The organism is Prevotella sp. HMSC077E09 (assembly GCF_001814685.1).
GTDB classification, from domain to species: Bacteria; Bacteroidota; Bacteroidia; order Bacteroidales; family Bacteroidaceae; genus Prevotella; species Prevotella oris.
Genome location: NZ_KV817564.1, coordinates 16,737 through 40,195, shown reverse-complemented (window position 1 = coordinate 40,195; position 23,459 = coordinate 16,737). Strand labels below are relative to the sequence as shown.

The 23,459-nt window shown below is 44.3% G+C and carries 17 protein-coding genes and 2 tRNA genes; 10 read left to right on the top strand and 9 right to left on the bottom strand.

Translation table 11 applies throughout. The features are described 5' to 3' along the window. Positions 1-773 precede the first annotated feature (773 nt). From HMPREF2983_RS07335 to HMPREF2983_RS07325, 3 genes are read left to right on the top strand one after another with little or no spacing between them, the layout of a single operon-like run. On the top strand, positions 774-3,209 hold the full coding sequence (locus tag HMPREF2983_RS07335) for an SLBB domain-containing protein (protein WP_070667564.1): 2,436 nt from the start codon (positions 774-776) through the stop codon (positions 3,207-3,209). Between the two features lie 37 nt (positions 3,210-3,246). Further along, positions 3,247-4,317, top strand: coding sequence for a Wzz/FepE/Etk N-terminal domain-containing protein (locus HMPREF2983_RS07330; RefSeq protein ID WP_070667563.1), 1,071 nt, complete (start codon positions 3,247-3,249; stop codon positions 4,315-4,317). Between the two features lie 40 nt (positions 4,318-4,357). After that, the gene (locus HMPREF2983_RS07325; RefSeq protein WP_070667562.1) at positions 4,358-5,476 is read left to right on the top strand and encodes a TerC/Alx family metal homeostasis membrane protein; all 1,119 of its coding nucleotides are present in this window, start codon (positions 4,358-4,360) and stop codon (positions 5,474-5,476) included. 99 nt (positions 5,477-5,575) lie between these two features. Here the strand turns inward: HMPREF2983_RS07325 and HMPREF2983_RS07320 are convergent, their stop codons facing one another. Next, the gene (locus HMPREF2983_RS07320) at positions 5,576-7,597 is read right to left on the bottom strand and encodes a glycoside hydrolase family 127 protein (protein WP_070667561.1); all 2,022 of its coding nucleotides are present in this window, start codon (positions 7,595-7,597) and stop codon (positions 5,576-5,578) included. Positions 7,598-8,797: 1,200 nt separating this feature from the next. On the opposite strand from HMPREF2983_RS07320, the gene HMPREF2983_RS07310 reads away from it, so the two are divergent. Together HMPREF2983_RS07310 and HMPREF2983_RS07305 are read left to right on the top strand one after the other, a co-directional pair. Continuing rightward, on the top strand, positions 8,798-9,655 hold the full coding sequence (locus tag HMPREF2983_RS07310; RefSeq protein ID WP_070667559.1) for an enoyl-ACP reductase FabI: 858 nt from the start codon (positions 8,798-8,800) through the stop codon (positions 9,653-9,655). A 163-nt stretch (positions 9,656-9,818) separates the two neighbouring features. After that, entirely contained in the window at positions 9,819-10,733 is a 915-nt protein-coding gene (locus tag HMPREF2983_RS07305) for a patatin-like phospholipase family protein (RefSeq protein WP_070667566.1), read from the top strand. 13 nt (positions 10,734-10,746) lie between these two features. Here the strand turns inward: HMPREF2983_RS07305 and HMPREF2983_RS07300 are convergent, their stop codons facing one another. The 4 genes from HMPREF2983_RS07300 to HMPREF2983_RS07285 form a co-directional block, all read right to left on the bottom strand. Beyond that, a complete protein-coding gene (locus HMPREF2983_RS07300; RefSeq protein ID WP_070667558.1) occupies positions 10,747-11,316 on the bottom strand; it encodes an AraC family transcriptional regulator in 570 nt (189 codons plus the stop codon). 87 nt (positions 11,317-11,403) lie between these two features. Then, a tRNA-Tyr gene (locus HMPREF2983_RS07295) sits at positions 11,404-11,485 on the bottom strand. A 10-nt stretch (positions 11,486-11,495) separates the two neighbouring features. Then, positions 11,496-11,570, bottom strand: a tRNA-Val gene (locus HMPREF2983_RS07290). Between the two features lie 147 nt (positions 11,571-11,717). Then, complete coding sequence (locus HMPREF2983_RS07285) at positions 11,718-13,520, bottom strand: aminopeptidase P family protein (RefSeq protein ID WP_070667557.1); 1,803 nt, start codon at positions 13,518-13,520, stop codon at positions 11,718-11,720. A 163-nt stretch (positions 13,521-13,683) separates the two neighbouring features. On the opposite strand from HMPREF2983_RS07285, the gene HMPREF2983_RS07280 reads away from it, so the two are divergent. The 3 genes from HMPREF2983_RS07280 (at position 13,684) to dacB (ending at position 17,199) form a co-directional block, all read left to right on the top strand. Beyond that, the gene (locus tag HMPREF2983_RS07280; RefSeq protein ID WP_004377430.1) at positions 13,684-14,676 is read left to right on the top strand and encodes a malate dehydrogenase; all 993 of its coding nucleotides are present in this window, start codon (positions 13,684-13,686) and stop codon (positions 14,674-14,676) included. An 874-nt stretch (positions 14,677-15,550) separates the two neighbouring features. Next, positions 15,551-15,940 carry a PH domain-containing protein gene (locus HMPREF2983_RS07275; RefSeq protein WP_018919426.1) on the top strand — a complete coding sequence of 130 codons (390 nt, stop codon included), beginning with the start codon at positions 15,551-15,553 and terminating at the stop codon, positions 15,938-15,940. After that, positions 15,937-17,199 carry a D-alanyl-D-alanine carboxypeptidase/D-alanyl-D-alanine endopeptidase gene (gene dacB / locus HMPREF2983_RS07270; RefSeq protein ID WP_004377428.1) on the top strand — a complete coding sequence of 421 codons (1,263 nt, stop codon included), beginning with the start codon at positions 15,937-15,939 and terminating at the stop codon, positions 17,197-17,199. Before HMPREF2983_RS07275 ends, dacB begins: the two co-directional genes overlap by 4 nt. Position 17,200: 1 nt before the next feature. On the opposite strand, the gene HMPREF2983_RS07265 is transcribed toward dacB, so the two are convergent. After that, positions 17,201-17,602 (bottom strand): hypothetical protein, encoded by a 402-nt coding sequence (locus HMPREF2983_RS07265; RefSeq protein ID WP_070667556.1) that lies wholly within the window; start codon positions 17,600-17,602, stop codon positions 17,201-17,203. Between the two features lie 26 nt (positions 17,603-17,628). On the opposite strand from HMPREF2983_RS07265, the gene HMPREF2983_RS07260 reads away from it, so the two are divergent. Further along, complete coding sequence (locus HMPREF2983_RS07260) at positions 17,629-18,273, top strand: hypothetical protein (protein ID WP_070667555.1); 645 nt, start codon at positions 17,629-17,631, stop codon at positions 18,271-18,273. Here HMPREF2983_RS07260 and HMPREF2983_RS07255 read toward each other — a convergent pair. Then, entirely contained in the window at positions 18,260-20,455 is a 2,196-nt protein-coding gene (locus tag HMPREF2983_RS07255) for a helix-turn-helix domain-containing protein (RefSeq protein ID WP_070667565.1), read from the bottom strand. The two genes, HMPREF2983_RS07260 and HMPREF2983_RS07255, sit on opposite strands and share 14 nt — an antisense overlap. Before the next feature lie 104 nt (positions 20,456-20,559). Here HMPREF2983_RS07255 and mutY point away from each other — a divergent pair, with 104 nt between their 5' ends. Further along, positions 20,560-21,570: an A/G-specific adenine glycosylase gene (gene mutY, locus HMPREF2983_RS07250; RefSeq protein WP_070667554.1), complete on the top strand. Its 1,011-nt coding sequence runs from the start codon at positions 20,560-20,562 to the stop codon at positions 21,568-21,570. Between the two features lie 260 nt (positions 21,571-21,830). On the opposite strand, the gene HMPREF2983_RS07245 is transcribed toward mutY, so the two are convergent. After that, a complete protein-coding gene (locus tag HMPREF2983_RS07245; protein ID WP_018919432.1) occupies positions 21,831-22,223 on the bottom strand; it encodes an HIT family protein in 393 nt (130 codons plus the stop codon). 30 nt (positions 22,224-22,253) lie between these two features. Continuing rightward, complete coding sequence (gene greA, locus HMPREF2983_RS07240) at positions 22,254-22,724, bottom strand: transcription elongation factor GreA (protein WP_070667553.1); 471 nt, start codon at positions 22,722-22,724, stop codon at positions 22,254-22,256. Positions 22,725-23,459: the final 735 nt, after the last annotated feature.

Genomic DNA, 23,459 nt, shown 5'->3' with positions numbered 1-23,459 from the left:
TCGCATTTGGTAGTTGAAACTACCATATGTTAAATTCAGTCATTTATATTTACAAATGTTCTTGCATGGCCTGAAGATTTGAAACGAGTGTCTTTCTCGTTTCAAATAGGTACTGATTTTTGACATTTTGTAACGCATTGACAGTCAGAATATTATAAAACCTGAAGCAAAATACAAATCGAAATAATGTTGAAAAACGTTGTGATTTGCGTCAACAGAGCCTCTGTCTTGCATCAAATTACGTTGCTTCTTGACTTGAATGGCAGCGTGTTTTGCGTCAAGTTACGGGGCATGATGAATGAAGTTGCACGCCAAAGGCTTTGAACTTGCGAGATATTCCTCGTTTTTTCGCTTCTTTTTCTCTGTTTGGTGGCGATTTGAAATGTTAAAAATTAAGAACGATTTTTACACTGATTGCAGTTTTGGAAGACGTTGTTTCTTGGAGGAACAGCCTGTATGTGGAGCCTCTTTCTGTGTTGATGTCCGGTGTCTCTACAGTTGTTAATGCTGATGACTAAACACAGGTCACAGTCGATATGCCTTAAAATTAATTTGCATTTTAACGGCAAATCATTCGTTTCCAATCGTTATTTTTTGTAATTTTGCACCATATTAATAGAAGTAAGTTGTGTCTTTTCGTTTTCTGATGTCGATGCAGTGATGGGATAATCGTCGGCAAAGTAGCGGGGCAGATAGGTTAGAAAGACTGCTGACAGGTCTATTAACTCTACTTTTTTTGTTGCATAAGGAAAAATAAAATACAAGATAAATTTATGAAAAGAATTCTCTTTTGTGTGTTCTTCTCTGTCATTTCCATGAGCTGTTTCGCTCAGATGAGTGACAATCAGGTAATGCAATTCTATCAGAAAGAGCACAAGGCCGGGACTTCCAACGGGCAGATTGTGACCAAACTCATGCAGCGCGGTGTGCAGATTGACCAGATTCGACGTGTTCGAAACCAGTATCAGAGCCAGAATCAAACGAAGGTTGACGGTGGTAGTGCAGTCACTTCGAATGGTACTTTGAGAAATAACAGCGGATCGAAGCCGCAGGAATTGACTTCAGGCAATATGCAGTTGGACCGCTCTTCACAGGAAACCGCTGAGCAACAATACGTGCAAGTGCAACGAAACATCAACGAACATGCAGAAGAAGTGCTGTCTCCCGGTGGCAAAAAAGTATTTGGTCGTGACATCTTCAACAACAAACTGTTGAGCTTCGAGCCAAACATGAATATTGCAACACCGACAAATTACACCATAGGTGCAGGCGACCAAGTGGTTATTGAGATTTATGGTGCCTCTCAAAAGACCGAGACTTTGGTTGTTTCTCCAGAGGGAACGGTGACCGTTCCGGGCTATGGGCCTATCTATATCAGCGGTATGTCGGTCGCCGAAGCTAATGCGAAGATACGTCGAACGTTAGGATCACGCTATAGTAGTAGCCAGATTAAGACCTCCATTGGACAGACTCGGACTATCATTGTGAATGTGATGGGCGAGGTGAAAGTGCCTGGAACCTACACGGTCAGTGCTTTCGCAAGCGTCTTCCACGCCCTGTATATGGCCGGAGGTATTAATGGTTTAGGTACGTTGCGTAATATTAAGGTGTTCCGTAACGGTCGTTTGGCAACGGTTGTTGATGTCTATGACTACATTCTTAACGGCAGATTGACGGGTAATATCCGTCTTCAAGACAATGATGTTATCGTGGTTGGGCCTTACGATTGCTTAGTGGATATCGGCGGATCTGTAAAGCGTCCGATGACTTATGAAATGAGAAAGAACGAGAGTGTGGCTTCCGTTATCCGCTATGCCGGCGGCTTTGCAGGCAATGCTTACAAGAAGTCTGTGCGCTTGTTACGTTCAACCGGGCGTGAAAAGTCGGTGTATAATGTCAGTGAATTCGAAATGAATAACTTCCGAGTTGCTGATGGTGATGTGATTTCTGCAGACTCTATACTCAATCGTTACGATAATATGATTGAGGTTAAAGGAGCTGTATTCCGCCCAGGACTTTATCAGTTGGGGCAGGAGATAAACAGTGTTCGCTCTCTGATTAAGCATGCAGAGGGTGTCACGGAGGATGCTTTCACAGATCATGCCGTATTACATCGTCTGAAGAAAGACCGTACTTTAGAGGTTATTGCGGTTGATGTGAAGGGAATTCTTGACGGCAGTGTGGCCGATATTCCATTGCAGAATGAAGACGTTCTCTTTATTCCAACCCAGAGTGAGCGCACTTCTGCACGCACTATTACCATTCATGGTGAGGTGCAATTCCCTGGTTCTTATCAGTATGCTGATAACGAAACGATCGAAGATTTCATTATGCAGGCGGGCGGATTGACCGATGCTGCTTCGACAGCTAAAGTCGATGTGTCGCGTCGTATCATTGATCCAACGGCAACAACTTCGCCAAGAGAGATTGCAAAAACTTTCAGTTTCACACTTAAGGATGGTTTCATTATCGATGGAACTGCAGGCTTTAAGCTGGAACCTTATGATGAAGTTTATGTGCGTCGCAGCCCTGGTTATCAGGCACAACGCAATGTCTCGGTGAGTGGCGAAGTGCTCTTTGCAGGCACATATACCTTGAATAAGAAGAATACAAGGCTGAGTGACCTTGTCAGAATGGCTGGAGGGGTGACGTCAGAAGCTTTTATTCGTGGTGCAAGAATAGAGAGGAAGATTAATGAAGACGAGCGAATTCGCATGAAATCTGTTATGCGTGTGGTGAACAATCAAAACGGGAAAGACAGCGTCAACACTAATCTTCTTGACTTTGCAGAAACGTATTATGTGGGTATAGAACTTGATAAGGCACTTGAAAACCCTGGCTCAAACAGTGATATTGTATTGCGTGAAGGTGATAAACTCGTCGTTCCGGAGTATAATGGAACTGTAAAGATCAGTGGAGATGTGATGTATCCGAACACGGTTGCTTATGAAGAAGGGCGTAACTACAGATATTATATCAATGAGGCCGGTGGCTTTGGAACACGTGCAAAACACTCGAAGACATTTATTGTCTATCAAAATGGTAGGGTAAGTGTAGCAGGAAAGCATAAGGTTGAACCTGGATGCGAAATCATAGTGCCGAGTAAACCGAAGCCAAATAGCAATGCTTTGACTAATATCTTAGGCATAGGAACGAGCATGGCGTCGTTGGCAACAATGTTTGCAACCATTGCTAATCTCGTCAAATAAAGCTGTTCGTAACGTTATATTAAACTTATTATCCAGCATGAACGAAGAAAATCGTCTACAAAATAATCCTCAATGGGAGGAAGAAGAGACTTCCATAGATTTCAAAGCGTTGTTTGGCGCATTGAAAAAGCATTGGAAGAACTACGCTATTTGTATCCCGGCAGCAGTTATTATCGGTGTTATTATCACGAAATCTCTGCCTCCATATTACGAGTGTCAAGTGATGTTGGTTCCCGAACTCTCACTAAATGGAGGCACAAGTAGCTCATTGAGTTCGCTTGCTTCATCTTTTGGGGTGAAGCTTGGAAGCAGTGGAAGCAAGGACGTTGACGCCATTACACCAAATCTCTATCCTGATTTGATGAACTCTGTTGATTTCAAAGGCAGTCTGTTTGACATCAAGGTGCATCGTAAGGATAGCCATAAGATGATGAATTATTATGATTATCTGCTCTATTATCAACAGAAACCATGGTGGATAAAGCTTTTTTCCGGCAAGGATACCATTAAGAATGAGAAGCTCAATACATTCATGTTGACCAAGCAGCAGACGGTAATCATGAAGGCAATTCAAAAGAATGTATTATGCGATGTGGATGAGAAAACGGGCGTTATTACTATTAATGTGACCGATCAGGACCCGTTGATAGCAGCTACTATGGCTGATTCTGTGCAGTCACGCCTACAGGAATTCATCACGGAATATCGTACGAATAAGGCACGGAATGACTTGGAAAACATCAAGAAACTGTGCTCGGAAGCTAAGCATCGCTATGAGAAGGCGCGCCAACTCTACGGTTCTTTCAGTGACAGTAATCAGGACTTGATACTTGAGAGCGTGCGAAGTAAGCAGGAAGATCTTGAGAATGACATGCAATTACAATTCAATACATACAACTCTTTGGCGGCAAACTTGCAGGCTTCCTATGCGAGAGTGCAGGAAGTTACGCCTGCTTTTACGACACTTCAGAGTGCTACTATGCCTATTGAAAAGGCTGGCCCGCAAGGTAAGAAGATTGTTCTGTTGTTTGCTTTCATTGCATTTTTCGGCGTGACAATGTATGCCTTATGGAAAGAAAAGCAATTGAAAATGTTGCTGGGAATGTAGAAATAACAACTAAGAACATAGATAAAATTTCACATTGGAAATGCATTCTACTGAAATTCTCTTTTTGATTGGCTTCGTTGTCTTTATTGCAGCCATCCTCATATTGGATATGTTGGTTATTGATCGCAAGGCTCATGCCGTGTCAATCAAGGAAGCCGGCACTTGGACTCTTGTCTGGATAACACTCGCTTTGGCCTTTTCTGCTTTCCTTTGGTTTTATGGTGACCTTGTACATGGCATTCATAACTTCGACGATTTGCAGGCCGTTGCATCGCGTTATGCCACACATCTCAAACTCAACCCTAACGATTTCGAAGGCAGTTTGCAGCATTATCGCCATTATATGACTATTTCATATATATCTGGTTACCTTATAGAGAAGACCTTATCTGTGGATAATCTCTTCGTCATGATGATGATATTTACCTCTTTCGGCGTAAAGAACACAGAATATCAGCATGTGCTCAATTGGGGTATTCTGGGGGCAATTGTCTTGCGTTTCGTGTTTATCTTTGCCGGTGCTGCTATCATTCAGCGCTTTGATTGGGTGTTGTTGGTCTTCGGAGTCGTATTGGTTTACAGTGCATATAAGATGTACCGCGATCGCAATAAAAAGGAATCTATCAACGTGGAGCATCATCCTATGGTGCGTTTCCTATCGAAATATTTCCATGTTTACCTTCGTTTTGACGGCGATAACTTTTTTGTTCGTGCGGTAAAAAAGGGGAATGACTATGAATTGGTAGGCAAAGGAATGAAAGGTTTGCTTTGTATGACACCGCTTTTCGTGACGGTTCTCGTGATAGAATTCAGCGACTTAATCTTTGCTTTCGATAGTATTCCGGCGGTTTTCTCCGTGAGTCTCGACCCTTATGTGGTCTTCTTCTCCAACATTTTCGCTATTCTTGGCCTGCGTGCTATGTTCTTTTTGCTGGCCGCCATAGCCGACAAGTTCCGTTATTTGAAGTCAGGCGTCAGCTTTTTACTGCTGTTTATCGGAGTGAAACTCCTCATACATCATTATGTAGAGATTGATGCCTTGTGGTCACTCGGTGTCATTGTAGCTGTCTTGGTTGTGAGTATTGCAGCGTCTTTGATTATAAAACCTTCTGCTCATCCAGCCCAAGAGGGAGATATTGAAGCCCGGCATAAGGAATAAGCATATAACTTTTGTGATAGAAACCGTATTGGAAAAGCCCCCGATACACCTTGATATCGGAGGCTTTTTCCATGAAATGAGTATTCCGAAAGCAAGGATTTACTTCAAATCTGTACTCTTTAACCACACGTCCATGCATCCCGTTCCGCGATGATTCCAAGCATAATAGGGGATAAGTGTGAGGTTGAAGTTCTTCAATGTCAGGTTTCCTTCGCTGTTTTTCGACAGTTCCTGTGCTGCTGTCTGTAAGGCATCAACACTGAAAAACTTTCCATCTGCTTCGGTGTTCCTGATTTTATAATCCTTGATGAGATTGAAGACGGCATTGTTCTTGATGTAGATTTGATGAGTTTTCATGCCGTTGTTGTCTGCACTTTCAGCGCAGTAGACCAATGGCCCACACTCAACTGCCACGCAACCTCGGTCATCCATGACGCGTTTGTCAGCCACAACAGTGCGTGGCTCCATGTCAAGATTGAGTGTAATCACATCGCCTTTCTTCACATTATTGATGCGGATATAACCCTTTTCTACCTTTTCTGCATTGCAGTTTTTGCCGTTTACAGCAATGCTCCAACCGTCTTTCTGGCTGTCAGTAAAGCTGTAAAGGTCACCCGGAGTGACCTCACCGCGTGCCCAACCCGGTATGCGAACTAAGAGAGATGCATGCTTATTGGTGTTTCCTTTGATGCAAATCGTCACCTTTCCATCCCAAGGATAGTTGGTTTCTGTTTCTATTTTCATCTCTTTTCCACCTACTTTCACGTTGGCTTTACTGCCCATGAAGAGGTTCACATAAACGTCATTGCCTCGTACAGCATAGACATATCCGGGCACAGAAGGAATGAAACGGCTGAGATTACTGGGGCAACAAGCACAGCCAAACCAAGGCTGACGCGTCGTAGTTCCGTCGGCATTGAACTTGTAAATGCCGTCGGCAGAAAGCGGATTAGGGTAGAAGAAGCGTCCGCCATCAATGCTCATGCCACTGATAACACCATTATATAATGTGCGTTCCAAGCAGTCTATATACTTAGAATCACCGTGAAGCATGAACAATCTCATGTTAAGATAGCACTGAGCAATGGCTGCACAGGTTTCATTATAGGCCGTCAGGTTGGGCAATTCGTAATCAGCGCCAAAGGCTTCTCCGTAATGTCGTGCGCCAACACCACCCGTCAAGTAATACTTTTTGCTTACAATGTTGTCCCAAATGCAGTCGATAGCCTTGATATAAGCACTGTCTCCGGTGAGTGCAGCGATATCTGCCATGCCCGCATACATATAACCTGCACGTACAGCATGCCCCCAAGCTTCGCGCTGTTCGACAACAGGAATGTCGCTTTGAGAATACTGATTGCGGATAGTTGTTTTGCCTCTGTAGTCCAAGAAGAATTTAGCTTCATCGAGATAACGCCTGTCTCCCGTTGCAAGATAAAGCTTGGCAAGTCCCATTTCGGCTATCTGATGGCCTGGAACTACACAGACTTGACCTGGATTTGGCCCTACTTCGCGAAGCACGCAGTCGGCATATCGGCGTGCAATATCAAGGAACTTCCTTGATCCTGTGGCTTGATAATGGGCTACGGCAGCATCAAGCATGTGGCCAAGATTATAGAGTTCATGGCTCAAGTCCTCAACTTTTTCCCAGCGTTTCTGCCCCGACCAAGGATGTGGATGCTTAGGGTTCATCGTGCGTGCTGTGTAGAGATAGCCGTCAGGTTCCTGTGCTTTACCCACGATGTTGAGTACACTGTCGATGTAATTCACGAGCTTTTTGTCGGGAAAACTCTGCAACATATAGCTTGCACCCTCGATAGTTTTGTAGACATCGGTATCATCGAAAGGGAACAACATGAACTTTTCAACGACATATTTGTCGTCAGGGTGGGCAGCTTTTTCAAAGTTTTCGTAGCGGTGTTCGCTTTTACATTTGCTGAAAGCCAAGGGAATAGTCACCTCCTTTGCCGCTTTCACGCGGTCGCCAAAGAATGAGTTTGGTGCGAGTTTAACGTTCGTAAACGGCACCTGTTGATAAGGATAGCCGATTATTGCCGGTTGAGCAAAGGCCCCACTTGTTGCTACAGAAGTAATAATAGTAATGAGTAGTTTCTTTTTCATGATGCACTTTAGGGTTTAAGATGATTGTTTCAATATGGCAAAATTATGATTTTCTTTTCTTGAAAACTATTAAGTGTACATTGAATAATCATTATTTTGAATAATTTAATATCTTGGGTTGTTGTTTAAGTTGAAATCTCTTATGGTTTTATCGTTGTTGAATTATTATGTAGGTAGGATAATTTTTTATTATAATCAACAGGGTGCTGTGGCTTGGAAAGCCACAGTACAGGAGTAATGTGAGATTGTTTTAATTCATAATGCACAATGCATAATGTATAATTTTTAATGTGGAATGTGGAGTGTTGAATTGAATTTAATTCATAATGCACAATTCATAATACATAATTTTTAATGTGGAATGAGGAATGTTGAATTGTAGTTAATTCATAATGCACAATGCATGATGTATAATTACGGAGTGAGTTATAACTAATTTCCTTGCAAGTTCGGACTCCCCTCCTTGGGAGGGGCAGGGGGAGGCTCTGCAAGTTAGCGCTCCCCTCCTTGGGAGGGGCAGGGGGAAGTTCCGCAAGTTAGCGCTCCCCTCCTTGGGAGGGGGCGGGGGAGGCTCCGCAAGTTAGCACTTCCCTCCCTTGGGGAGGGGCTGGGGGTGGGTATCTGTTAAATTATTTTACAAATGCTTTCGCAGGAAGGGGCATGCTGAAAAATAAAAGCGTTGCGGTCGGAAATACGCGAGTTTTGAATGAGTTTGTAAAGTATTGTCAATCAGTTGATTATAAAAAACAACAGGAGAAACAGCATAACATGATGTTGATAAACAGTGTGATTTGCGTCACTTTGTCGTGCAATTTGATGCAAGTTGCGCGGTCACTTGATGCAGATAGTGGACTATTTTGATGCAGAATACATGATGTTTTGACGCAGATTGGCATGTGAAATGCCGATTTTGAAGTTTTCATTCGCTTTATTTTGTTATTGAAAGTCAATTTTCAGCGTTTATTTTCTCCAGATGGTGAAAATGAAACGACGTGTTTTTTAGCCAATAAACTTTACAAAATCGACTTTCAGGAACACTGGAAAAGTGTTGTCGGAAAAGGCAGGCTGTCACTTTTGAAAGCTGAAATGAGCCACTTGAATCATTCTTTGAACTACACAGAAAAACCCATTTTGTGCATTTTTTTTTGGTATTCTTGCTCGAAAGACGTAACTTTGCAGCGGATTTAAAAATAGAAAATTATGGCATACAACTTATTGAAAGGAAAGCGCGGCATTATTTTCGGTGCGCTGAACGACATGTCAATAGCATGGAAAGTGGCAGAACGTTGTGCAGAAGAAGGCGCATCCATGGTGCTGAGTAACACTGAAATGGCACTCCGTATGGGTACGCTTGACGAGCTTTCCAAGAAGATTAATGCGCCAGTCATTGCGGCTGATGCCACCAATTACGATGATCTTGAGAATGTTTTTGTAAAGGCTCAGGAGTTGTTGGGCGGCAAAATAGACTTCGTACTCCATTCCATTGGTATGAGTCCTAACGTGCGCAAGCATCGCACTTACGATGATCTTGACTATAATTGGTTGAATAAAACGCTTGATATTTCAGCCATTTCGTTCCATAAGATGTTGCAGGCTGCCAAGAAAGTTGACGCTATTGCTGATTATGGTTCAGTCGTTGCACTGACTTATGTGGCTTCACACCGCACGTTCTTCGGCTACAATGACATGGCAGATGCCAAGAGTCTGTTGGAGAGTATCGCGCGTAGTTTCGGCTATATCTATGGTCGTGAGAAGAATGTCCGCATTAATACTGTGTCGCAATCTCCTACAGCTACGACCGCTGGTAAAGGTATAAAGGACATTGATAACATGATGGACTTTGCCGATAAGATGTCGCCTCTTGGCAACGCTACTGCTGATGAATGCGCCGATTATTGCGTTACTTTGTTCAGCGATCTGACGCGTAAGGTGACCATGCAGACGCTGTTCCATGACGGCGGTTTCTCTAATATGGGTATGAGTTTGCGTGCAATGAACCAATATAGTAAGGCATTGGACGATTATAAAGACGAGAACGGAAACGTTATCTACGGATAAATAAAGTTCCAATAGGCCTTATATAATAAGGTGAAAAACCAGAAGCCGCAGCTCTTTCCTTTTGGGATGGAACTGTGGCTTTTGTGGTGTTTGCTCATGTATGTGTTTTAGAAAAAAGCACAGATGTGGAGAATTGATAAACCATTGAATGGAGTTTGTTGCCATGAAAAAGAAGATTGCATTGGTATTGTCAGGCGGTGGAGCGCGCGGATTGGCGCATATCGGGGCCATTGAGACCTTGGAAAGCCACGGATATGAAATCACTTCGATTGCCGGTTGCTCAATGGGAGCACTCATAGGTGGCATGTATGCTGCTGGGAAACTGCCCGAAGTGAAAGACTGGGTGTTGGCACTTGACCGCAGAAAAGTGCTTTCTTTGGTCGATTTTTCATTGAGTTTGACTCATTTGGTCAAGGGCGACAGGGTGATGGAGGCCTTGAAAGAGATTGTGCCCGATGTCAATATTGAGGATCTCCCCATTCCTTATACGGCCGTTGCAACCGATTGGAACAGTGGAAAGGAGGTCGTTTTCGACCATGGAAGCCTTTATGATGCCATCCGTGCCAGCATCTCAATACCGCTGTTTCTCAATCCCGTTAGGCGGGAAGATATGTTGCTTGTTGATGGCGGATTAGTCAATTCATTGCCTTTGAACAGGGTGGTGAGGCATTCGGGTGACTTGCTTTTCGGCATCAATGTGAGCACTCATGATTATCAAGGTGAGCTGCTCATGCAGCAGTTTGTGGAGAGAAAGTTGCTCAGTAAGTCGATGCCGGCAGCTGTCATGAACCGCATTATGAAGCATTTCGAGGGTATCAATATCAATTATGTAACGTTGTTGATGCGCACTATCGCAATTATGCTCGAACAAAATACACGTCAACAGATCTTAATCTCACGTCCCGACCTTGTTGTCCAGGTGCCGATGAAACGCTATGGTGTCTTTGATTTTGACAAGGCTGCAGCGATTTTACAGATTGGGAAGCATAAAACATCTCGTACGTTGAGGCGATTTGAGCACATGAAACAACCGTTGTGGCGACGTTTGTTACAGCAATATTGGAAGAGAAAAGAATGAAATCGGCTGATGACTAAATCTCATCGATGCCGCGTCGGGTATTTATTTTGAGGGCTTTGAATTGTGTAGGTGTCATGCCTGTGACGCTTTTGAATTGACTGCTTAAATGAGAAACGCTTGAGTAGTTCATTTGAAAGGCAATCTGAGTGAGGCTCATTTGGTCATAACGTATCAGCTCCTTGACACGCTCAATGCGCTGTTCGATGAAATAACGCTCAATAGTCTGCCCCGTAACTTCACTGAAAAGTTTGCTCAATGCACTGTAGTCGGCGTGGAGTTCTGATGCGAGATAATCGCTTAGGTTGAAGTTTGTAGAACTGTCACGATAGTGTACAAGCTGGATTATAGCAGTCTTGATTTGCGCTATAGTCTGGTGTTTGCGGTCGTCAAGAAGTTCAAAGCCCAAAGCTTCAAGGTCGCCTTTGAGTTGCTTGTACTGTGTTTCATTGGGCTTTTTCTCAACATGTACTTCGCCAAGTTCTACGGAAAGCGGTTGCATGTTGTTATCGCGCAGCACCTTTTCTACGGCCATCTTACAACGATCGCATACCATATTCTTAATATACAAGACTGAATTCATCATTTCACAAAGTTACAAAAAGAATGCGAAATGATGCATTTCAAAGTATAAAAAAAGAGATTTAGCATTGCTAAATCCCTTTCATTGAAGTGGGTGGTGATGGATTCGAACCACCGAAGGCATAGCCAGCAGATTTACAGTCTGCCCCATTTGGCCACTCTGGTAACCACCCGTTACACCGGTGGGCGTTGACGGATTCGAACCGCCGACCCTCTGCTTGTAAGGCAGATGCTCTAAACCAGCTGAGCTAAACGCCCTTAACTTGTAAGGCGGGTGCAAAAGTAGACAATTTATTTTAACGCTGCAAGTTTTGCAGTTCTTATTTTACAAAATTTAAGAATAAAGCAAGTGATTAGACAACTTGTTTCTTGTTTGCCGGCATGATGTGGCATCATAACACTGCGTTAGGCTTGTTTGCGTCTGACAGCTTGTGTTTCATTGCGCAGCCATTCACGTTCCTCGGCATTCAAAAGCGGTGAGAGAGCAGTGTAAACATATTCATGGTATGTATTGAGCCAAGCAATCTCTTCATCGGTCATCATAGGGATGAGAATTGGAGTTGTGTCAATTGGGCAAAGCGTTAGGGGTTCCATGCGAAGGAATTTGCCGAATTCTGTCTCCTCATCTGCCGTTATGAGTAAGGTGTTTTCAATACGAACTCCGAAACGATTTGACAGATAGAGCCCTGGCTCATCGGTCACCGTCATGCCTGCATGCAATGGAGCGGGCTTGTATTCCATGCGTATTTGATGAGGCCCTTCATGCACATTGAGATATGAACCAACGCCATGTCCAGTGCCATGGAGAAAGTTATAGCCTTCACGCCACAGGGGTTCACGGGCTAAAGCATCGAGTTGTGTGCCACTGACCCCATCGGGGAAACGAGCTAATTCAAGTTGGATATGCCCCTTTAATACTATGGTGTAGACGCGTTTCTGCTCTTCTGTGAGAGACCCAAGTGCAATGGTTCGCGTGATATCCGTTGTGCCGTCTTGATATTGGGCGCCACTGTCGATGAGCACAAATCCATGGGGTTCGATAGTAATGTCTGTCTCGGGAGTGGCTTCGTAATGTACAATTGCACCATGATGTTCGTATCCAACGATGGTGTCGAAAGAACTATCACGGAACAATGGCTGTTGACTACGCAGGTATGTCAGTTTCTTATCCAATGAAATTTCAGTTTCATGACCAGCCTTTACAGCGGGTATGAGCCATTTGAGAAACTTTACCATGGCTACACCATCACGTTTCATTGCATTGTGAAAGCCCTGGATTTCTGTCTCATTTTTCACTGCTTTCATCTCTGGTATGGGCGATGTTGTCAGCACAACTGCTGCTCTTCCTTCTTTCGCACAGGCCACTAAATAGCTGTTAATCTCGTTAGGATCAAGCAGAATGTTATAGGCAAAGTAGTCCCGTTTAAGATATTTTCCCACCTCATTATAGGGGAGAACCTTAATGGAAAGCATGGCAAGATAGGCTGAAACTTCAGATGTCAGCTTGTCGTTATCAACAAAAAGTGTTGTCTTTTCATGCTCAATGACAAGATAACTCACGAAAACCGGATTACAATGCACGTCGGTTCCACGCATGTTCAGTGTCCAGGCAATGTCATCCAAGGCCGATATCAGCATGCCGTCACAATGTTGTCGGCGCAGGGCTTGACGTATTCTGTCGAGTTTTGAGTCTGTAGTTTCTCCGGCAAACTTAAGGGAATGCAGTTTAATCTTATGCTGTGGAATGGCTGGTCTGTCGTTCCAAATGCGAGCCAGTGGGTCGAGATTGAGCCGCAAAGTCATGCCTCCCTGGTGGCGCAGTTCGGCTTTCAAGGCTTCTGTCTCAGCATAACAGCTCACTGTTCCGTCAATACCCACCTCGCTTCCTGCCTCGCATTGCTGTCCAATCCATTCTGCAATGGTAGGCGTTCCGTCTACTTTGAGCCTCATAAGTTGGTATTCTGATCCTGTAAGTTGTTGCTCGGCAGCCAGAAAATAGCGCGAATCCGTCCACAAGGCAGCACTTTTCAGTGTGACAACGGCCGTTCCTGCAGAGCCGTTGAAGCCTGATATCCATTCGCGTCCTTTCCAATGTGGGGCCACATATTCACTGTTATGAGCATCTGTGCTTGGGAAGATGAAAGCTGCGATATGCTCTTGTTGCATCACTTCGCGCAATGCTTCCAATCGTTGGTTAATTGTTTCCATGTGCTTTGTTTTGCTAAATCGACATGACAAAGATAAAGTTTTTAAGAATTAACAACAAATAATCTCTTGGATAAATACATTGAATCATGGATTTTTTACTAACTTTGCGGTTGAACAAACCATAGAAATCAGATTTCAAAACAAAACAATATTAATTACAATTATGAAGTATTTAACGAATGACAAGCTGGTTATCGTCGGCGCAGGTGGTATGATTGGTTCTAACATGGTACAGAGTGTATTGATGCTCGGGCTTACTCCTAACATCTGTCTCTACGATATTTTCGAGCCAGGTGTACACGGAGTATATGATGAGATGGCTCAATGTGCATTCCCTGGTGCTAATCTTTGCTACACCACTGACCCTGAAAAGGCATTCACCGGTGCTAAGTATATCATCTCATCCGGCGGTGCTCCACGCAAGGAAGGCATGACCCGTGAGGACCTTTTGAAAGGAAACTGCAAGATTGCTGCCGAGTTTGGTGACAATATCAAGAAGTACTGCCCCAATGTAGAGCATGTGGTTGTCATCTTCAACCCTGCAGATGTAACCGCTTTGACAACGCTGATTCACTCTGGTTTGAAGCCAAGTCAGTTGACATCTCTTGCTGCTCTCGACTCAACTCGCTTGCAGCAGGCACTTGCAGAGGAGTTCGGTGTACAGCAGGATAAAGTTACCGGCGCACACACTTATGGCGGTCACGGTGAGCAGATGGCCGTATTTGCTTCTCAAGTAAAGGTAGATGGCAAGCCATTGGCAGAGATGAAGCTTTCTGATGAGCGTTGGGAAGAGATTAAACATCACACAGTTCAGGGCGGTTCTAACATCATTAAGCTCCGTGGTCGCAGCTCTTTCCAGAGTCCGGCATATAATGCTGTGAAGATGATTGAGGCAGCTATGGGTGGCGAGAAGTTCACTTTGCCGGCTGGTTGCTATGTTTGCAACGACAAGCTTGGCTTTAAGAATGTCATGATGGCAATGCCGACAACGATTGACAAAACCGGTGTTCATTTCACAGAACCTACGGGAACCAAGGAAGAAATGGACGGTTTGCAGAAGTCTTACGAGCATCTTTGCAAGATGCGTGACGAGATTGTTGAGCTTGGTATTGTTCCTTCTGTTGACAAGTGGAAAGAAATGAACCCAAATCTCTAATCAGATTTAACGATTAAAACCTATAAAAGGTTGGAAGAGGAAGCCTGTCAAGGCTTGTTCTTTCAGCCTTTTTCCGTTTCATCTGCCTTGGAGTGGTCAGGAAGTCAAGAGGAAATCAGCTTTGAATAATGTTGAAACCGTATGATGACGAAAAGCATCTTGTGCGGTTATTGCTGTGGGGAAACTGCCATATTCTCATCTGAAAGTTTATAAATTCGAGTTTACCTTCCTTCTGTTTTTGTAAATATTGTTATCCTGTTTTTAACATTTCAAGACCCTACCAAATAGAAATGAAATGTCGCTTCCAATGTGACAGTGAAGCCATTTCTGCATAAAAGTGGAGTGATTTCATGCCTTCGATATTCTCACTTCGGCCTTCTTGCTTCGCTATCTCTGTCACTTTACCTCGCAAAGTGACTGAAATCATCACGCATCTTGACGCAGATTACAAGCTGAAATGACGCAAATCGCAGATATCTTCAATGTCATTAAGTGCTTCAAAAAGCATCAAACAAGATAACCATTTGACAGTCAATGCTTTGCCGAAATGCTTCAAAACTCACGTATTTTGAACAGGGAGAAATGATTTTTCAAATACGCAAGCTATGCAAGGGCAATTGTAAACATCCTTGAAAAGCATTAACACATCTTTCGCTATCATTCATCATACAGTGCCAAGGAATGGAAGAGCGCGTGCAAGTAAAGCTTTCAAACGATGAAAACTCTATCGAAATCGAATTGAAAACAAGCTATACTTTCACCTTATCTGCAATAAAACAGAATTGAATGCAACAAATCCTAAAATACAATAAGATAGAAACGTTTCTGCTTTCTTTTTATTACTTTTGCACGCAAGAATATTATTGATCATGTAATGGATAGGGTCTTTCATCATCAGTTCACGCTTGTTGCCAAGTGTGCCATTGTTTTATTCACGCTATTTTCACTCTGGTGCTTTTGGCACATGATGCCTTTTGCGGGCTTTATCACGGCAATCTTTGTCGTGTTGATCATTGAGCGCGTGCTCCATACCACCTATACTTTCATGCATGATGACCAGGGGAACGACATCCTGCGCATTGACCGTGGACGCCTTTCACGCCACAAGGACATTCGGGTTGCCGACATCGTGAAGGTGATTCCCATGCAAACGGCCTTCGGAGCAAGTCGTTATCTGCTCGTGAAATACGGCCCCAACCGACTCATCAGTCTGCAACCGGACGACCAGAAGGCTTTCATGAGCGAACTAAAGAAAAGACAATGAAGAATTTGAAATATCTGTTTCTCCTGCTTTCAATGCTTACTTTGCCTGCATTTTCGCAGATAGAGAACGAGACAATAGAAGATAATGACGAGAGTGATGTAGCTGATTCGGCGATGATCAGCCCGCTTCCGGATGACACGATAGCCCTACCGTGGCCCCAAAGTGTGCAAAACAAGTTAGCAATACTGCTCAGAAGCGACCTTCTCAAGACCTCACAAGTGGGCTTGATGGTCTATGATCTTGATGCCGACAGCACTATCTTTGCCTTCAATGAGCACCAACTGATGCGTCCGGCAAGCACGATGAAACTCGTCACAGCAATTACAGCAATTGACAGATTAGGCGGAGATTATCAGTTCAAAACCGAGCTTTGCTACACCGGAAAGATTGAAAACAACAAGCTTGTAGGCGACATTTACTGTGTAGGAGGCTTCGATCCACGCTTCAACACCGATGATCTCAATGCCTTTGTTGAAGCTATCCGCAAGATGGGTGTCGACACTATCGAAGGGCATCTCTATGCCGACTTGAGCATGAAAGACACAAAACAGTATGGAGAAGGCTGGTGTTGGGACGACAAAAACCCCGTACTGACACCGCTACTCTTCAGTGGAAAAGACATCTTCATGGCGCGTTTTCTCGATGCACTCGTGGCACATGGCATCTATGTTGATGCCAATATAGACGAAAAGCGCAAGCCCGCTGATGCCTTTTGTATCGTCAACCGATTTCACACTATCGACCAAATTCTGATGCGTATGCTTAAGGAAAGCAACAATCTTTATGCCGAAGCAATGTATTATCAGATAGCTGCAAGCACGGGAAACCACCCTGCTTCGGCACGAAGTGCACGCGCTGTGGAGCGCCGTTTGGTTGATAAAATCGGATTAGATGCGTCACGATATAAGTTTGCTGACGGCTCTGGGCTTTCTCTCTACAATTATGTCAGCGCGGAATTAGAAGTGAAAATGCTGCGCTATGCCTACAAAAACGAGAACATCCGCCACCAACTGATGCCTGCACTCCCTATAGCAGGCGTTGACGGAACATTGAAAAAACGAATGAAAGGAAGTTTTACGCGCGACAATGTAAAGGCTAAGACGGGCACACTTACCGGCATCAGCAGTCTTGCCGGCTATTGTCAGGCGGCCAATGGACACATGCTTTGCTTCGCCATTATCAATCAAGGAGTGATGCACGGGCGTAATGGCAGAGCCTTTCAAGACCGTGTCTGCACCATACTTTGTGCCCCCAACTGATTTATAATGTAATTTCTTCGACAGTTTTCACAATGGAGTCACCGGACGGCAGACGATAGAAACCAACGCGAACCACGTGCCCAAAGTCTGCATTTCCCTGCACTTTGATGTGGCGTGCCTTGGAGAAAACGGCGGTATCGCACTTGCTTGGGTAGGAAACCAATTGCAACTGCTGCTTCGTACTGCCGTCACCCACAAAGAAAATATCCGTGCTGTCAACCGTCGAATTCATAGCCGAGGTGTCGGCAGATGCGTGCAACGACTTGGCCTTCTGACCGATTGTAGGGTCGAATTCGTTAGCTGCCACGGTATCACCGGGATTGTCTTCACGCGCAAAACGGCATGAAGTAGATACTGACATGGCTGCCACGCTGCACAAAACAAATAGAAAAATCTTCTTCATATCGCTTGCAAAATTAGCAAAAAATTATGAATATATCCAATAGCATCCTTGAGAAAGAAAGCCCACAAATAAGAGAAATGTTCACTTTCTGGGCACAACGAATGCACTGTGAGGTGGATTTCTGGCCGCTTGAAGACGACATTGACGTGCACACAGAAGGTCATTGCGAGCGCGTTTTGCTTCATGCGCTTCGGCTTGCCAACATGCAGAAGCTGCGCATAAGAGCCACGATTGCACTCTGTCATGCCGCGATATTTCATGACACCCGACGCAAAGACAACTATCTCGACAAGGGACATGGCGAGCGGGCTGCCGAATATTACAAAGCATTCTGTGCGGAACATGCCGACATGCACTATCTTCCCGAGGCCTATGCTGCTATCCGTTTCCACGACCAAGACGACACTTTGGGTGATGCCTATATTCAGAATGAGGGCAAAGATGAAGCTCCTGCATGGCTCACGGTATATCATGATTTCAAGGATGCTGACGCACTTGACCGTTACAGATTAGGCACATGGTGTCTTGATGCGAATTATCTGCGCTCTCAGGAAGCTAAGGAAATGATGCCTTTCGCGCTCGACTTAGTCAATCAAACCATTGATGCCGAGACATTGAAACGCACGTATGCACTGACCGAACCATTCAAAGACCGCTTCAAGAAGCCGTAGAAGCGCGTCTGTTTTTCTCTGCCAAGACCACTTTAATGTCGCCATAGGTGACCTCACTCGGGCATAATTCCTTTATGGTTTTCATGTCGACGGTGGTTCTAAGCTTATGAATGGCACCGTTAACAGCCTCATAACGTTCCTTTCCTATAATGTCGACAGCCTCGAGTTCGCCCTGTTCGACGTAATAAGCCAAATGGTTTTCAATCGTTGCAACAGTCAGACTGCGAGCCACAGCGATATCTCCAACGGTCTTTCCCGCATCAAACATGCGACGCGAAACAAGCTTAGTGTCTTCCCGTTTGGGCTTTGGAGCCGCACTTTCTGACTTCGATTTGCGTCTGCGGCGTGGGCCATTAGCCTGCGGAGCCACCTCATCGAGTGCGTCAAGAAATGCTGTCTGGCGCATTTTCAGATAGCAACCAACATCAAATCCGCGTTTACAAACTTCATCAAGCAAGTAGTGTTTGGTGAGATAAGCCAAAGAGAGATCATCAAAAGTGGCTTGCAAACGCTCGGCACCATGCTTGTTTTCAATCTTTATATCGCGTGTCTGGGCTATCAACGGACGTATATAGGTATTGAGTGTTGCATTGAAATATCCTGCACTCCGCTTCACTCTGTCAAGAAAAGTACCCTCTGTCAGCTGGTCATAATTAGATTGTTGGATGACCGAAAGCCATTTCATGGCAACGCTTCCTACCTGCTTTTGCAAACTGTTGAGCGTCGACTTATGGAGCAAAGTGAGTCTCGGATAGGCATGGAGCCACTCTACTGCTGCCCTGCAAAGACTCTCTTGAGCACGCAGAATATCATGGAAACTGAAGAGTTCTACCAGCAGTTGTTTATAATAATCTTGCTTGTAAAGTTCCAAAAGACCTATACTTCGACGTGCTTCTTCCTCTTGTCGCGAGATATAATCATTCACCCGCTGGTCATTAATGATAGCTTTTTCGTCAATACGAGAGGCAAGAACAAGTCCTTCAAGAGTCTTGCAACGGCTCAAGGCCACGTAAACTTGTCCCGAAGCAAACGACAAACCGGCATCTATAATGGCATGTTCGAAGGTCAGCCCCTGGCTCTTATGAATGGTGATTGCCCATGCCAATCGCAGCGGATATTGCCTGAATGAGCCTTGAACATCAGGCTCTATCTCCTTTGTTTCCTTATTAATGATATAGCGAGTATTCTCCCATTCCTGCACACCTACAGTGATATCGAAGTCATCTCCGGGGCAATGTACGATAATGTTTTCCTGATCTATGCGCTTCACTCGGCCTATACGACCATTATAATACTGTCGAAGAGGTGAAGAATCATTCTTCACAAACATCACCTGTGCACCCTTCTTGAGTGTCAACACCTCGTTCGTGGGATAGCTATATTCAGGGAAAACGCCATTGATTTCAGCCTTGAAGTCGAACGAAGGCGTTTGAAGTTGCGCCAATTGACTGTCATTATAATGGTCAGCCATGGCGTTATGAGTTGTCAATCTGATATAGCCTTGGTCTGCATCAGGATGGAAATCAGGATGAAACCGAGCATTCAGTTGCTCCATATCTTCAGCCGTAGGACGCCCTTCTCTCACATGGTTCAGGAGATGAAGAAAGCCAACATCCTGCTGTCTGTAAACGTGTTTGAGTTCTATGGTGACGTAGGGTATCTGAGAAAGTGCGTGACTTCCAAAGAAATAAGGGGTCGAATAATGAGGCTTCAACATGCCGGCATCCTCCTCAGTTACTACCGGAGTGAGCTGTTGAAGATCGCCCATCATGAGCAATTGAACGCCACCAAAGGGTTTCATAGGGTTCTTGAAGCGACGCAACACCGAGTCAATCGCATCCAAAAGGTCGCTTCGAACCATACTGATTTCATCGATAATGAGGAGGTCAAGCGTTCTGATGATGTTCCGTTTTTCCTTAGATACCCCATATTCTCCCTTGACTATGGTATTTGGAATATAGGGAGAAAAGGGCAATTGAAAGAAAGAATGAATGGTCACTCCACGCGCATTGATAGCTGCAACGCCTGTAGGTGCAACCACAACCAACCGCTTTTGGCTTTTCTCCACTACGCTTCTAAGGAATGTAGTCTTACCCGTTCCTGCCTTTCCTGTAAGGAATACGCTCGTACCTGTATGTTCCACAAACTCCCAAGCCTGCTCAAGTTCGACATTCGTCTGCATCATGTTTCGCACTGATTAATTTGATTTCCACAACATTATACAGTTGGATTTATCCCTACAAAGATACTCTTTTTATCTGAGAAAAATTGTAACTTTGCACGAATATGAAGCAAAACATCTCGCTTTTCACTTCGATTTTACTCGCCTGGTATCGCACAAACGGGCGCAATCTGCCGTGGCGCAACACGCAAGATCCCTATGCTATCTGGCTCAGTGAAATCATATTGCAACAGACTCGCATTGTACAAGGCATGAATTATTGGCTGCGTTTCATGGAAAAATGGCCTTGCGTAGAAGACCTTGCAGCTGCAAAAGAAGACGAAGTAATGCGTATGTGGCAGGGATTGGGCTACTATTCACGGGCTCGAAACCTGCATAAAGCGGCGCAACAGATAGTTGCTTTGGGGCATTTTCCCAACACTTTAGACGGTATCAAGCGGCTGAAAGGCGTGGGAGACTATACAGCTGCGGCCATTGGAAGCTTTGCTTTCGGTCTTCAAGTGGCTTCCGTTGACGGCAACTTCTATCGAGTTCTGGCGCGATACTTCGGTATCGACACGCCTATTAATACCACTGAAGGCATTAAACTCTTTGCTGCACTGGCCCAAGAACATTTACCTCAAGGGGCAGCTGCCGACTATAACCAGGCCGTAATGGACTTCGGAGCAACACAATGTACGCCAAAAAGTCCGCAATGTGAAGTTTGCCCGTTAGCTGAAACATGTGTAGCAAGACGCAGAGCACGCGTAGAACAGCTGCCCGTGAAACTCAAAACAGTGAAGATTAAGACGCGACATCTCGCCTTATATTATATAAGGTGGAACGGAATGACAACCATTCACAAGCGTGGAAGCGGTGATATCTGGCAGGGACTGTGGACAGTTCCCGAGGCCGAACACCTCACTTCAGACCTCTGTTCGACTGCCATTCTGCTACAAAAGGATGTGAAACACGTGCTCACTCATCGTATCATCCTTGCCGATTTCTATCTTCTTACACCGCAACAACAGCCCACTTTGCCTTCAGATTTCATCTGGATAAAGGAAGAAGAGATAGAGAACTATGGCATACCAAGGCTGATGGAGAGATTGTTGACCTTTTCAAAAGGCTCTTAAAACCCACGCTAACCTTCCCCAAGGGAGGGGAGTTTGAACGGCAAAAGATTTGCTCAAACTTGACAAAAGGAAACAGATTGAGACTTAAAAAGCGGCACTCTGCATCACAGAGTGTCGCTTTTTATGGTTTCACATACTTAAACTTTGTCGGAAAGAAAAGTTCAGTAAACTCGCAAGTTCGCCCTTCTCTCCTTTGGAACCGTAGGTTGCTGTTCGTTGAGTGAGCGCAACAAGGAAAGCAAAGGACAGGGGGAGACTTCCTATTTGAACTCTTTTCTAATATTCTCCGCTATTTCTTGAAATTCCTCTTCGGTGAGTTTCACATGATGTTTGAAGTCAACATCAGCTTCACTATTCATTGGAAGCAAGTGGATATGAGCATGATTTACCTCAAGACCGAGCACAACCTGTGCCACTTTCTTACAGGGGAAAGCTGCTTTAATGGCACGAGCTACCCGCTTGGCAAACACTTCAAACTCGGCCAACTCATCATCATCCATGTCGAAAATATAGTCAACCTCCCTGCGAGGTATAACCAAAGTGTGTCCCTTTGTGACGGGGTCAATGTCGAGAAACGCATAGAACTTGTCGCTTTCGGCACATTTGTAGCTTGGTATCTCCCCTGCTGCAATCTTTGAAAACACGGTACTCATATCTTTTTCTTTTAAGGAATTAAGCGTTATTTACACATCAATACTGATCTTATCAATACGTAGTTTAATGGTGCCACGAGGTATCTTTACCTCAACGATTTCGCCCTCCTTGTGGTTCAACAGACCCTGTGCAATCGGCGTTTTAATGCTGATTTTGCCCTGCTTCAAGTTTGCTTCGCTCTCACTGACAATAGTATATACCATCTTAGCCTTGGTTCCCATGTTGGTCATCTCTACCTTAGACATAATCTGAACGGCATCCGTGCTGAGACGAGACAAGTCAACTATCTTCGCTTCAGCAATGGCCACCTTCATCTTATTGATTTTATCCTCGAGATGAGCCTGGGCTTCTTTGGCTGCATCATACTCTGAGTTCTCACTTAAGTCGCCTTTATCGCGGGCTTCAGCAATTGCGGCTGATGCCTTAGGACGCTCTATTGATTCAAGCCGTTGGAGCTCTGCTACAAGATTATCGTAGCCTTCTTGTGACATGTAAGCCATAATCTTTCTTGTTTAGTTAATTAAAATTGAACGCTGAAAGAGTAACCAAAAAAATAAGAACCCCGACAAAATGCGCCTGTCGGAATTCCAAATCCTTATTTCACTCTCTGTGTTTTATCTGGTGCAAAGATAGAGATTAATTTTGAATAAAACAAGTTTTTAAGCTTCTTTTGCGTTAAGATGAAGGCTGAAAACAGTTTGTTTGCGTACACATAATTGATATAAATCAATAAAAACAAATATTAAATCATTTTATGCCTACTATCTCTTGACAAGCATTGAAATTAGAGATATCTTTGCAATGTGTTTTTCATAGTATTAGATTTAAGGTTAACAAAGGTTGGGACTCGGCGGAGCCCCTTTTTTTATGCAAGTCAATTTCAACCGTTTCTATACAGAAAAAACAACTCCATTGAGATTTATCTTTATTATAATCAGCAGGTTCCTGTGGCTTGAAAAGCCACAGCACTGTTAGTAATGTGGAATGTTGAATGAGGAATGTTGAATTGTATTTAATGCATAATGCACAATTCATAATGCATAATTACGAAGCGAGTTATAACTAATTTCCTTGCAAGTTTAAGCTCCCCTCCCTGGGAGGGGCAGGGGGAGGCTCCGCAAGTTAGCACTCCCCTCCCTTGGGGAGGGGGCGGGGGTGGGTTTTTGTTATTTTCTTTTACAAATGCTTTCGCAGGAAGGGGCGTGCTGAGAAGCAAAAGCATTGCGGTCGGAAAT

Excerpts from the sequence above, each read along its gene's own strand:
- HMPREF2983_RS07335 (WP_070667564.1), top strand. The coding sequence starts at position 774 with ATGAAAAGAATTCTCTTTTGTGTGTTCTTCTCTGTCATTTCCATGAGC.
- HMPREF2983_RS07320 (WP_070667561.1), bottom strand. The coding sequence starts at position 7,597 with ATGAAAAAGAAACTACTCATTACTATTATTACTTCTGTAGCAACAAGT.
- HMPREF2983_RS07305 (WP_070667566.1), top strand. The coding sequence starts at position 9,819 with ATGAAAAAGAAGATTGCATTGGTATTGTCAGGCGGTGGAGCGCGCGGA.
- HMPREF2983_RS07325 (WP_070667562.1), top strand. The coding sequence starts at position 4,358 with ATGCATTCTACTGAAATTCTCTTTTTGATTGGCTTCGTTGTCTTTATT.
- HMPREF2983_RS07285 (WP_070667557.1), bottom strand. The coding sequence starts at position 13,520 with ATGGAAACAATTAACCAACGATTGGAAGCATTGCGCGAAGTGATGCAA.
- HMPREF2983_RS07330 (WP_070667563.1), top strand. The coding sequence starts at position 3,247 with ATGAACGAAGAAAATCGTCTACAAAATAATCCTCAATGGGAGGAAGAA.
- greA (WP_070667553.1), bottom strand. The coding sequence starts at position 22,724 with ATGGCTTACATGTCACAAGAAGGCTACGATAATCTTGTAGCAGAGCTC.
- HMPREF2983_RS07280 (WP_004377430.1), top strand. The coding sequence starts at position 13,684 with ATGAAGTATTTAACGAATGACAAGCTGGTTATCGTCGGCGCAGGTGGT.
- dacB (WP_004377428.1), top strand. The coding sequence starts at position 15,937 with ATGAAGAATTTGAAATATCTGTTTCTCCTGCTTTCAATGCTTACTTTG.
- HMPREF2983_RS07275 (WP_018919426.1), top strand. The coding sequence starts at position 15,551 with ATGGATAGGGTCTTTCATCATCAGTTCACGCTTGTTGCCAAGTGTGCC.
- HMPREF2983_RS07265 (WP_070667556.1), bottom strand. The coding sequence starts at position 17,602 with ATGAAGAAGATTTTTCTATTTGTTTTGTGCAGCGTGGCAGCCATGTCA.
- HMPREF2983_RS07255 (WP_070667565.1), bottom strand. The coding sequence starts at position 20,455 with ATGCAGACGAATGTCGAACTTGAGCAGGCTTGGGAGTTTGTGGAACAT.
- HMPREF2983_RS07300 (WP_070667558.1), bottom strand. The coding sequence starts at position 11,316 with ATGATGAATTCAGTCTTGTATATTAAGAATATGGTATGCGATCGTTGT.
- HMPREF2983_RS07310 (WP_070667559.1), top strand. The coding sequence starts at position 8,798 with ATGGCATACAACTTATTGAAAGGAAAGCGCGGCATTATTTTCGGTGCG.
- HMPREF2983_RS07245 (WP_018919432.1), bottom strand. The coding sequence starts at position 22,223 with ATGAGTACCGTGTTTTCAAAGATTGCAGCAGGGGAGATACCAAGCTAC.
- HMPREF2983_RS07260 (WP_070667555.1), top strand. The coding sequence starts at position 17,629 with ATGAATATATCCAATAGCATCCTTGAGAAAGAAAGCCCACAAATAAGA.
- mutY (WP_070667554.1), top strand. The coding sequence starts at position 20,560 with ATGAAGCAAAACATCTCGCTTTTCACTTCGATTTTACTCGCCTGGTAT.